Source organism: Psychroserpens sp. (assembly GCF_045105015.1).
Taxonomy (GTDB): domain Bacteria; phylum Bacteroidota; class Bacteroidia; order Flavobacteriales; family Flavobacteriaceae; genus Psychroserpens.
Genome location: NZ_JBGCCX010000185.1, coordinates 1 through 10,964, shown reverse-complemented (window position 1 = coordinate 10,964; position 10,964 = coordinate 1). Strand labels below are relative to the sequence as shown.

Below are 10,964 nucleotides of genomic sequence, written 5' to 3'. Positions count from 1 at the left end.
GGTTGTCTTTAAGTTCTTTACTTACTTTTTTTTGTTCGTAATTTACTATGGCGTTTACTTGAGTATTCGAAGTACCTTCACATATAATAAAATAATTACAAACCGTATTTTCAATTTCTCTTAAATCCAGAATTGTAATCTCCTTTCCTTTTACATCTTCAATTCCAGCTATGACTGTTGCTATAAGTTCGTCTGGGCTTGTATTTTTTTTCGCCATTAAATTGGTTTAAGTTTGTGCAAAGTTATTATTTTTTTTAGTCTTATTATGGTTAATTCATTATAAGAAATTCTTAAAGTTTTTTTACACAGTATATGCATATAATCAAACTTAATGCCATTGACTCTACAAATTCGTTTTTGCGACAGCTAAGTGCAAAAGAATCTGTTAAAGATTTTACTGTAGTAGTTGCAGAACACCAAACTAGTGGTCGAGGGCAATTGGGTGCGAAATGGCAATCTAAAAATGCTAAAAACCTCATGTTTAGTGTGTTTAAAGATCTGTCAGGTTTAGATCCAGCATTACATTTTTACTTAAGTATGGCTGTGTCATTGGCTGTTTTTAAGGCTTTAAAGCTTTTGCAAATAAGTACACTTGAAATTAAATGGCCTAACGACATTTTGTCAGAACAACAAAAATTATGTGGTATTTTAATTGAAAACGTCATCAAACAAAATTGTTTACAATCTTCTATTATAGGAATTGGTATCAATGTTAACCAAACACAGTTTCGAGATTTGCCTAAAGCCACATCTTTGCAACTGATATCAGGAAAGCACTTTGACAGAGATCAAGTACTTCATGAGGTTTTAATACAAATGAAGCACTACTTTTCGTTAATCGATTCTAAATTATATGATGAATTGAAGCTTGATTATGAAAGTAAATTGTTCAGAAAAGACAAACCTTCAACCTTCAAAGATCTTTATAATAATATATTTACAGGATACATCAAAGGTGTAAGTGATTCAGGTCATCTGATGGTGCTTGTTGAAGATGACATTATTAGGTCATTTGAACTCAAAGAAGTTCAATTATTATATTAAACAGCTGTTGGAATATTAACAGATAAAGTTTCTATAAATTTAGATATTGGCCCTTTAATCATCATAGCCATCATCGCATTAAATTCCCCATCAAAAGTTAGTTGAGCTTCGCTCGAATTTTCATCAATAGCTTTAATGTCTGCTGTTAGAGAGAAATCTAATTTACCACCTGCTGCCCCCAAAACAATTTTGTTTGGAGAGATAGCTTCTTTCTTTTTAAGCACAATTTCTGGCATACCTTTTAACGCAAATACAAATTTGTCCTCATCTAAGACTTGAAATTTACTAATGTTTTCGGGCATTAATTTTTCGAAATTTTTTATGTCAGATAAAAAGTCAAATGTGTCTTTAGCTGATTTAGGAATTGTTGTTTTTGGTGATTCTAAATTCATTCTTTACGTATTAGTATTAATTATTGGGTATGTATTCAAAATCCGTTCCATTCACTCGGATTGGCATTCCAAAGTGCTAAAATGTCTTGTTCTTTTGATGTAATATACTTTGTGTCTAGTGCTTGTTCTAACAAATTTTCATAGTTGCTTAAAGTGTGTAAAGTAACTTCAGCATTTTCAAAATTTTTACGCGCAACTTCAAATCCATAAGAAAAAATAGCAACCATGCCCTTAACATTAACATCTGCAGCCTCTAAAGCTTTAACTGCATTAAGACTACTTTTACCAGTACTTATTAAGTCTTCAACAACAACTACATTTTGTCCACTTTCTATAAAACCTTCAATTTGATTTTGACGGCCATGGGATTTTGCTTCAGGTCTAACATACACGAATGGTAAGCCTAATTCTTCTGCAACTAAAATACCAATTCCAATCGCACCAGTTGCTACACCAGCTATAGCATCAATATTACCATACTTAGCTTCAATTTGTTTGGCCATTGTAGTACGAATATAGTTTCTAATTTTTGGAAAAGAAAGTACAATTCTATTGTCGCAATAAATTGGAGATTTCCAACCTGAAGCCCAAGTAAAAGGAGCTTTAGGTTGTAATTTTATAGCATTAATTTGTAGCAAAACTTCTGCAGTTTGCTTAGCAGTTTCTTTGTTGAAAATCATGCTGCTAAATTACATAAATTTAAAGTAATTTAATTTTAAACTTTAAATAAAAATAATATTAAAATTCAGCATTGTCGATTAAAAAAATGATATTTTTATACTCCGAATACTTTAACCAAATCAATGCATCGCATTTTTGTAAATGACAAACCTATAATTCTAACTACTCAAGTTAGTGCTGAAGATAATTTTAAAAATTATCTTTTATCATCTTCTAATATTGGTAAGATTATTAGCGAATTGAATACTACCTCGTTAAAAGAAGTTAGACTAATTGGAAAAAGAGACGATAATCTCATTAATAAGTTCTTGAAAAAATTACCCAACGTTATAGCTGGAGGTGGAAAAGTTATTAATGATCTGGATGAAACTCTTTTTATCTACAGAAATAATAAATGGGATTTGCCTAAGGGAAAAGCCGAGGCAAAAGAAACAATTGAACAAACAGCCTTGAGGGAAGTAGAAGAAGAGACAGGAGTGTCTGGTTTATCTATTGTTAAACCTATAGAAACTACATATCATATATTTAAGCGTAATGGTAAACATAAAATTAAAATTACGTATTGGTTTGAGATGAAAACCTCTTACAATGGTATTTTATCTCCTCAAGAAAATGAAGGAATTACCAAAGTAGCGTGGCTCAATCACCAAGAATCTACAAAAGCTCTAGAGAATAGTTATGCTAATATAAGATCTCTAGTCTAATCAAACTTACGTATTTATTAAAACAACTTTTACTAATGTTAAATTTCTGTCAAAGTTTTAATGAACTAAAATTATGGACATATATTTTGTTTAACTTTGACGAATAAACGTTAAACAAAAATACAATGAAAGACAAATTACTTCGAAAAAGCCCCTTTCAATTGACATTTTTATTTGTATTTGCTTTCGTTTCATCTTTAATGATGGCATCGAATGCAAATATTAATTTATCACTAGAGGATTCCTACACCTCAAATTACGCTTTATTAAATTTTTCAGATAATTGTGAAGCTAATGCCGGAACAATGAGTAATACAAACTCAGGTTTTGGCTTAACTAATGGTTCCGCTGATTTGGAAGCAACTCCAAATAACGACGCAGTTATTCCTGAAAATTATCAGCAAATATTCGTTCTTACACAAGGCGAAGGTTTAGTTATTGTAAATGCAGGTGCAGAAGCTTCATTTACGGTAACCGAGTCAGGTTATTATGCAATACACAGTTTTGTGTACAATCCTGATGTTTTAGATTTAAGCCAAATCCAATTTGGTCAAACAACAGGGTTTGATATTTTCGGATTACTAATAGAAGGAGGCGGTAAATTTTGTGCTTCTCTAGATGTAGCTGGTGCCAAATTTAAAATTGGTGGAAATACTTGTACAGCAGATGCAGGCACAATGAGTACAGACATGCCACAAGTAGAGCTTTCAAACGGAAGTGCGACAATCATGGCAATGGCAAATGGTAATGCAGTAATCCCAGAGGGTTATGCACAAGCATTTGTATTAACAGAAGGTGAAGGTTTAATAATTTTAAACTATGCATTTGAGCCAAGCTTCGAAGTAATGGAAGCAGGGAATTACACGATTCACAGTTTAGTATTAGATCCAAACACACTAGATGTCACTACAATCGTACCAGGAGTCACTACAGGATTTGATGTTTTCGGATTATTAATTGCAGGAGGTGGAGAGATTTGTGCATCATTAGATGTAGCAGGTGCACCAATCAAAGTAGATGAAGCTCAGTGTACAGCAGATGCAGGCACAATGTATTCAAGTCATCCATTATCATGTATCAATGATCAAGGCTTTGCTTCAATTTCAGCAATGCAAAACAATGCAGCTGTAATTCCTGAAGGGTATTCGCAAATCTTTGTATTGACTAGTGCATTTGACTTAGTGATCTTAGATGCTTCTGGAACTCCAGAGTTTGATATCAATCATCCAGGGTTTTATAGAATTCATAGCTTAGTATACAATCCAGAAACTTTAGATTTAGGTATCGTAAACTTTGGAAGCACAACTGGTTTTGATGTGTTAGATATTGTTGGACAAAATGATATTTGTACATCATTAGATGTTCATGGAGCAATAAATTTGGTATTACCTAAATGGATTTGTCACTTCTTTAGTGGGTCAAATTACAGAGTAGATCAAAATATGATGGTTGATAACTTTATCAGCGAATTTGATAGCTATGAAGCTTTTGAAGCTTCAATGTCTGAGGATAAATTAGATGTTAAAGTATATCCAAATCCAGTAGTTGACAACCTTTTTGTTAAGGCTGACATTATAGAAGATGAGAAACTAACTTATACAATAGTTGATATTAGCGGAAGAATTATGGCTTCAGGAACTACAACAAGTGTAATGAATAGTAGAGATATTTCTATAAATACAAGTAATCTAAATGAAGGAACTTATTTTGTAAAGTTCGATTCTAAATATCGAAGTTTCACTAAGGCAATTCAAGTCTCGAAGTAGTTTGAATTAATTTTCATTGAAAAAGAGCCGTTTAAATGCGGCTCTTTTTTTTTAAAATTTTAATAAAACCTTATGACATAATTGTTTAAGTAGAATTTTAATATTAGATTTAGTAAGTCATTTATAAATTATAACTCATGAAAAAATTCAAATTTCTTATTCTTCTTTTCCTCGTTATTTCAATTAATTCAAGCTTTGCACAAATGACAATTCCTACAAGTGATGGAACTATGGTCAGAGAAATAGCACCAAAAGATTTTAAAAACTATAAAGGTTCTGTGCTTGTTATGCCTGCTTTTAAAGCAAGAGGAACAAAAAAATGGTTGACTAAACAATTTCAAAAAAATTACGGTAAACCTTTTTTTGTAGCAGACGTTTCAGATGTTTCAACAGGATATGGTGATGACAAATATCCAATTGAGACTTATAAATACATGATTTTTATTCAGAGTTCAAAGAGTTTTTCTGGGAATACTGAATATTCTTTCCAACTCGTAGATAGAAGTACAAATACGGTTTATTATCATCCTTCTTCAGGAAATATGGTAAAGAAGTATTTGAAAAAATTAATGAAATAAGTTAATTTATACGATACAAAGGATATTGTAAATGTGCTTTTTCATAATGATTACTTTGCTTGTGTAGCCAATCTAATTGTGAATACCAATTTGAAGCAAAGCTTTCATCATTAGTTTTCTTTAAGTTAAATTCTTTTTTTAATTCAGGATTGTCATTTAATATTGAAAGCGCTTTATCCTCCCATACATAAGGTGAAAACCCTTCTTTTTGCTGAAGAATAGTATCGAAAAAATTCCAATTAAAAAATGAATCCACAGCTTGAGGTTCTAGAGTTTCTAAAATATATCTGATTGCTTTTTGATCTGTATATATAATAAAGTCTCCTTTGTTAAATGTTATGTTTTCTTCTGAAGTTTCTAAATCAACATTATAATGTAAATAATGACCTTCATAAGCTTGTTTTCTTGTTTCATAGTTTTTTATACGATATGAGTTTACAGTAAAAGTAGTATCATTTTCAAAAGGCGTCATTTCTACGTGATTTAATTTTAATAAATCAATAACTGTCCACCAATTTTTCGGAATGACATAAGCTTTTGGAATATCAATTTTTAAGCTAGGTGTCATGAAATTCTTATAAATAATATCTTTTGTAAATGGTTTAGTAGCATCGTATTTTAATCGTTGTGATCCAGTAATTTTACTTTTTGTCATTTGTCCCTCAAAACCTTTAAATTGAAGTGTTGATGTTTTAGTTGTATCGATAGACCATTGAATTGGATAGGTATTTTTATTCTGAAACTCTTCATTCGCATTTTTTCTTAATTTAGAAATTTCTTCACCTTCTGATTCTGTAATTTCAATCATACTTTTCATGAGTTCATAAGTTCCTTCAACTCTTTGTTTGTATGGTTTTAGCATGTGAGTTTCAACCATCATGCCAAGTGTGTTAAACAAAGTGGTGTATCCAGTTGAATATCTAGGTGAATCCATAAACTGACTAAATCCTTTTTCAGGAGTCCTGTTAAAAACATTTACATAAGGTGTAATATCCCAGTCTTTTTCTTTTAGTTTTTGCTCCAGTTGAGGCATCATTTTATCGTGTAAAAATTCACCTAAATGTCCACCAAGTTTATTATGTTGTGTGAATAAATGTGTTAGAGTATATTGATAATCAGCTCCATTACTAACATGATTGTCTATAAAAACATCAGGTTGTACTAAATGAAAAATTTCAGTAAAAGTTTTAGCATTCTTTGTGTCACATTTAATAAAATCACGGTTTAAATCATAATTACGTCCATTACCTCTAAATCCATATTCTAATGGTCCATTTTGATTAGTTCGTGTTGTGGAATTTCGATTTAAACTTCCTCCAACATTATAAATTGGAATTGTTACTAAAACTGTTTTTTTAGGAATAATAATATTGCCTTGAACGATATCTCTATATAACATCATTGTAGCGTCAATACCATCAGCTTCACCTGGATGGATGCCATTATTTATGAGTAAAATACGTTTGCTATTATTTCTTATCGTTTGGAAATCAAAAGTTTTGTCTTTATTAAGCGTTACGATGTGTAATGGTTTTCCAGAATCGGTTTCTCCAACTGCTTTTATCGAAATTTCAGGATATACTTCAGCCAAGTTTTTGTAAAAAGCTATTGTTTCTTCATAAGTGGCAGTTTCAGTTCCGTTTGAATTTTCAAAAACTGTTGTAAAATCAATATCGATTTTCTGGTTTTTTGAAGTACAAGAACTCAAAATCAATAAACAAAGAATGAGCTTTTTCATGGTAAAATATTTAGAAGTATAAACTTAATCAAATTCGATTAATAAATTTGAAATTGATGTTTTAGAACTCCTTAAAAAGAATTAATTTCGCTTTACTTTATTTATAAGCCATGTCGCAAACTACAAATACCATTTTAATGATTCGTCCAGTAAGTTTTAGGATGAATGAACAAACAGCTGTCAATAATTATTTTCAAGAAGACTTGAACATAAAAAATGCTGAAATTAATCAAAAAGCACAAGCTGAATTTGATGCATTCGTTCATAAGTTGCGTGCTGTTGGAGTCAATGTTATTGTGGTTGAGGATGATAAATTAATGGATACACCAGATTCAATCTTTCCAAATAACTGGGTGAGTTTTCATAAAAATGGAAATGTTGTATTGTATCCAATGTTTGCTGAAAACAGGCGAAAAGAACGACGTGAAGACGTGTTTATTCGCTTAGAAGAGGAAGGCTTTTTAATTGAAAACATAATTGATTATACAAGTGCTGAAGCTGAAGGAGTGTTTTTAGAAGGAACCGGAAGTTTACTTTTAGATCGAAATAATTCTAAAGTATATTGTGCACTATCAGCTCGTGCTGATGAAGATTTAGTAATTGAGTTTTGTGAAGATTTTGAATGCACACCTGTGATTTTTACTGCTAATCAAACTGTTGAGGGTAGGCGATTACCTATCTATCATACTAATGTGATGATGTGTTTAGCTGAAAAATTTGCGGTGATTTGTTTAGACACTATAGATGATAAAAAGGAACGAAAAAATGTGGTTAGAAATTTGAAGCAAGATGGAAAGCAAATCATCGAAATATCGGAAGAACAAATGCATCAATTTGCGGGAAATATGCTGCAAGTTCAAGGTCATAAAAACCAACGTTACTTAGTTATGAGTCAAGCTGCACATGATAGTTTGACACCAAAGCAAATAGCTGTAATAGAAAAGTTTTGTCCAATTTTATCAAGCTCTATAGAAACTATTGAGACTTGTGGTGGTGGAAGTGCACGTTGTATGATGGCTGAAGTGTTTTTACCGAAGGCTTAATCTATTTTATTAAAAATGTAACCGCCTTTTTCTGCTCCCCAAATGTGTTCGTCTTTGTCGTCAAAACCTCTATCCCAAGAGATAATTTTATCAGAGAAGATCTCAACTTCACTAGTAGCATAAGATGCTCCATATAAAGTACTTTTGCATGTTTTTTCTCCAGTTTCGCCTTTATAGTAATCAGAATCTAAACGTTTCAGAATAACTTCACAACCTTTCTTTTGAGATACTTGATTCATTGATAACGAGTCAAACGCTTTTGGTGTTTTCCACTTGCCAATCCATAATGAATCATGTTTAATGGTGTAAATAGCAGAACTAAACATACTGTCATTTAATTGTGTTACTTCATAAATACGTTGTCTATATGGTTTGCTTTGTTTTGCATTTAAGGCTTGTTCAACATATAAATAGTTGCCTTTGTCTTCCCAAATTGGATACATGTGAAGCGAGATATTGAAATACGTACTATCAATTTCAGCTTGAATTTCGGAGTTAAAAGAACCTTGCATCATACCAAATAATTCTTGAAGATGATTTGCTTCAATTTTATTGTTTTCTGCATTATCAGGTGATTTTTCAGAATTTTTACAGCTAAAAAGAGTTGCAATAAATGCAAGAGAGATAATAAGATGTTTCATGGTTGATTGCTTTTGGCTAAGATACACAAAAAGCAATTATTCAGCAGGCTTATTTTTCGGAAGTTCTACATAGAATTTAGTGCCAACGTTTGGTGTGCTTTCAACCCAAATACGACCGTTATTTAGTTCTACTAATTCTTTACATATACTTAATCCGAGACCTGTACCTTTTTCATTATTAGTTCCTCTAGTTGTGAATGTTCCATTTTGGAAAAGTTTGTCAACATTTTCACGAGAAATACCTACTCCAGTATCTTCAATACATATGAGTGACTTTCCGTCGTGATCATTATTAGAAACCGTAATTACATCACCTACACGTGTGAATTTTACAGCATTTGTGATCAAATTTTGAATTACAATTTCAATCATACTTTTATCAGCATAAACAAAGTCCCTATGAGATTCGTCAATAAGTACAATACGTTTTTGTTCCACTTTTTGTTCTACTAAAGCTATTTTGTTTTGAAAGACCTCTTTTATATTAAATAATTCTGCCTTTGGTTTAAGATTTTGCATTTGCGACTTAGACCAATTTAAAAGATTATATAACAATGAGGATGCATTGTCAGCATTTTCACTTAACTCAGGAACCAAATTGTAAAACTCTTCTCGAGATATACTGTCTTCTTTTAGAAGATCAATAAAGCCTTTGATTGAAGAAATTGAATCTTTTAAATCATGAGAAACAATAGAGAATAAGCGATCCTTAACATTATTGATGTCTTCTAAGTTTTTATTTTGCTCAGAAAGCAATTCGTTTTGTAATAGTGTTTGTTCGTTTCTGGCCTTTAATTCTTTATTAGATTTTAATATGCTTCTGCGTTTTAAATGCAATAGAAGTAAGATTGTTGATACAATTAAAAAAGCCGCAATCAAAACATAAGCAATGGCTTTTAATCGCTTTATTTCTTCTTGATTTTTTTGCTCTGCTTCTTGTTTTGCAATAGCATTAAAGTCTTCATCTTCAGTAGCATCAACAACTTCACTAGTAATGATTTTAGTATTTACAGGTATTTTTGGTTGTTTTGCTTTTTGCAACTCTGTCTTTAGATCGAAGTATTTACTCTGCCAGAAAAATGCATTTTGAAATTTACCATTTGTAGAATCTAGCTCTTTACGTAATCTATAGTTCTTTAGTAGCTCAGGTTTATTATTAATTCTAGAAGCAATAGTATGAGCCTCATTAAGTTGAAGTTCAGCTAACTTTACTTTCTTTTGGGACATATTAAGTTCACCAATCGCATTCAAACTTCTTAAGATGCCATCATCATTCTTAGTTCTTCTGTTAAATTTTAAGCCTTCAATTAAGTATTCGGCAGCTTTGTCATAATCTTTAAACTGTAAATATTCACTACCAATTTTTGGAAGAACTTCACCTCTTATGGCTTGATCTTGTTTTGGGTTTAATAACTTCAATACTTTCTCATAGTATTCTATAGCTTTTCTGTGTTCCTTTCTATCAGAATATAATGATGCAATATTTTTGGTTGATGATTTAATACCTGAGCTATCTTTAAGTTGTTCTCTTACGTTTAATGCTTTGATATTAAATTCTAATGCTTTGTCTACTTGATGCGTATTGTAATATGCTTCTGCCAAATTATTATAAGCTAAGCTTAGTTCATCGAGTAGATTTCTTGTTTCAAATGTTTGGATGGCTGAGAGTGAGTTTTCTAAACCTACGCTATAATTACCGCGTTTAATCTCTATTAGACCAATGCTGTTGTTTACTTTGGCAATACCTAAAGTGTCTCCCAACTGTTTGTAAAACTTTCTTGATTTATTATAACCATCAATAGCATTGTAATAATCATCTTTTTGAGAATAGATTAATGCTTTGTAAAAATTAACATCAGCGATTCCTTTAGTGTGATTTAAAAACTTTGAAAGTCGTTCGGTTTGGTCAATATACAGAAGTGCTTTTTTGAAGTTCTTACTCTTATACAATGCTTTAATCAAATACAGAGATGTATCTACTTTTGAAGAATCTTGTTTTTGGTAAGCTAATTGTATAGTAAGACTATCGATCTCATTTGTTTGTGAAAAACAAAAAAGCGAAGAACAAAAAACAGCCAATGTAATTAACTGCTTCATAGTGCTGTATTAAATGTTACCGATTTAATTAAATACTTATTGTTGGCCTTGAGGGAAAGGAGAAACAAGTTTAAAAAAGTCAAGGGTAACCTTAATAATGATTGAATATTAAGTTTCATCAATGTTTGGGACTCTTGATTAATAGCTTACCAAAAATGAATAAAAGGGTTCTAAAATGCTAATTTTCGGGTTTTAATACCTAAAAATTAGATAAAGTGGTCTTTGAATTTTTTAAAAATATCGACGAATAGATGAACGGCAAGAATCATAGAAAAACAAC

General features: G+C 31.1%; 11 protein-coding genes. 5 read left to right on the top strand and 6 right to left on the bottom strand.

Annotated features, from left to right (window positions below):
• Nucleotides 1-217, bottom strand: a 217-nt coding sequence (locus tag AB8B90_RS13980; protein WP_405338155.1) for an RsfS/YbeB/iojap family protein, incomplete at its 3' end; no start/stop codon positions are given.
• A 95-nt stretch (nucleotides 218-312) separates the two neighbouring features.
• On the opposite strand from AB8B90_RS13980, the gene AB8B90_RS13975 reads away from it, so the two are divergent.
• Nucleotides 313-1,044, top strand: coding sequence for a biotin--[acetyl-CoA-carboxylase] ligase (locus tag AB8B90_RS13975; protein ID WP_405338152.1), 732 nt, complete (start codon nucleotides 313-315; stop codon nucleotides 1,042-1,044).
• Here the strand turns inward: AB8B90_RS13975 and AB8B90_RS13970 are convergent.
• Together AB8B90_RS13970 and pyrE are read right to left on the bottom strand one after the other, a co-directional pair.
• Complete coding sequence (locus tag AB8B90_RS13970; RefSeq protein WP_405338149.1) at nucleotides 1,041-1,436, bottom strand: SRPBCC family protein; 396 nt, start codon at nucleotides 1,434-1,436, stop codon at nucleotides 1,041-1,043. The two genes, AB8B90_RS13975 and AB8B90_RS13970, sit on opposite strands and share 4 nt — an antisense overlap.
• A gap of 35 nt (nucleotides 1,437-1,471) precedes the next feature.
• Entirely contained in the window at nucleotides 1,472-2,116 is a 645-nt protein-coding gene (pyrE, locus tag AB8B90_RS13965) for an orotate phosphoribosyltransferase (RefSeq protein ID WP_405338146.1), read from the bottom strand.
• 123 nt (nucleotides 2,117-2,239) lie between these two features.
• Here pyrE and AB8B90_RS13960 point away from each other — a divergent pair, with 123 nt between their 5' ends.
• The 3 genes from AB8B90_RS13960 to AB8B90_RS13950 all read left to right on the top strand — a co-directional run bounded on the left by AB8B90_RS13960 (nucleotide 2,240) and on the right by AB8B90_RS13950 (nucleotide 5,165).
• Nucleotides 2,240-2,821, top strand: a complete 582-nt coding sequence (locus AB8B90_RS13960) for an NUDIX hydrolase (RefSeq protein WP_405338143.1) — start codon at nucleotides 2,240-2,242, stop codon at nucleotides 2,819-2,821.
• Between the two features lie 125 nt (nucleotides 2,822-2,946).
• Nucleotides 2,947-4,587: a T9SS type A sorting domain-containing protein gene (locus tag AB8B90_RS13955; RefSeq protein ID WP_405338140.1), complete on the top strand. Its 1,641-nt coding sequence runs from the start codon at nucleotides 2,947-2,949 to the stop codon at nucleotides 4,585-4,587.
• Nucleotides 4,588-4,724: 137 nt separating this feature from the next.
• Nucleotides 4,725-5,165, top strand: a complete 441-nt coding sequence (locus AB8B90_RS13950) for a hypothetical protein (protein WP_405338137.1) — start codon at nucleotides 4,725-4,727, stop codon at nucleotides 5,163-5,165.
• Between the two features lies 1 nt (nucleotide 5,166).
• Here the strand turns inward: AB8B90_RS13950 and AB8B90_RS13945 are convergent, their stop codons facing one another.
• A complete protein-coding gene (locus tag AB8B90_RS13945; protein ID WP_405338134.1) occupies nucleotides 5,167-6,903 on the bottom strand; it encodes a M14 family metallopeptidase in 1,737 nt (578 codons plus the stop codon).
• Nucleotides 6,904-7,013: 110 nt separating this feature from the next.
• Between AB8B90_RS13945 and ctlX the strand changes: the two genes are divergently transcribed.
• Entirely contained in the window at nucleotides 7,014-7,946 is a 933-nt protein-coding gene (ctlX, locus tag AB8B90_RS13940) for a citrulline utilization hydrolase CtlX (protein WP_405338131.1), read from the top strand.
• On the opposite strand, the gene AB8B90_RS13935 is transcribed toward ctlX, so the two are convergent.
• Both AB8B90_RS13935 and AB8B90_RS13930 read right to left on the bottom strand, forming a co-directional pair.
• Nucleotides 7,943-8,587, bottom strand: coding sequence for a chromophore lyase CpcT/CpeT (locus AB8B90_RS13935; RefSeq protein WP_405338128.1), 645 nt, complete (start codon nucleotides 8,585-8,587; stop codon nucleotides 7,943-7,945). The genes ctlX and AB8B90_RS13935 overlap by 4 nt on opposite strands.
• 36 nt (nucleotides 8,588-8,623) lie before the next feature.
• Nucleotides 8,624-10,684, bottom strand: a complete 2,061-nt coding sequence (locus tag AB8B90_RS13930) for an ATP-binding protein (RefSeq protein ID WP_405338125.1) — start codon at nucleotides 10,682-10,684, stop codon at nucleotides 8,624-8,626.
• Nucleotides 10,685-10,964: the final 280 nt, after the last annotated feature.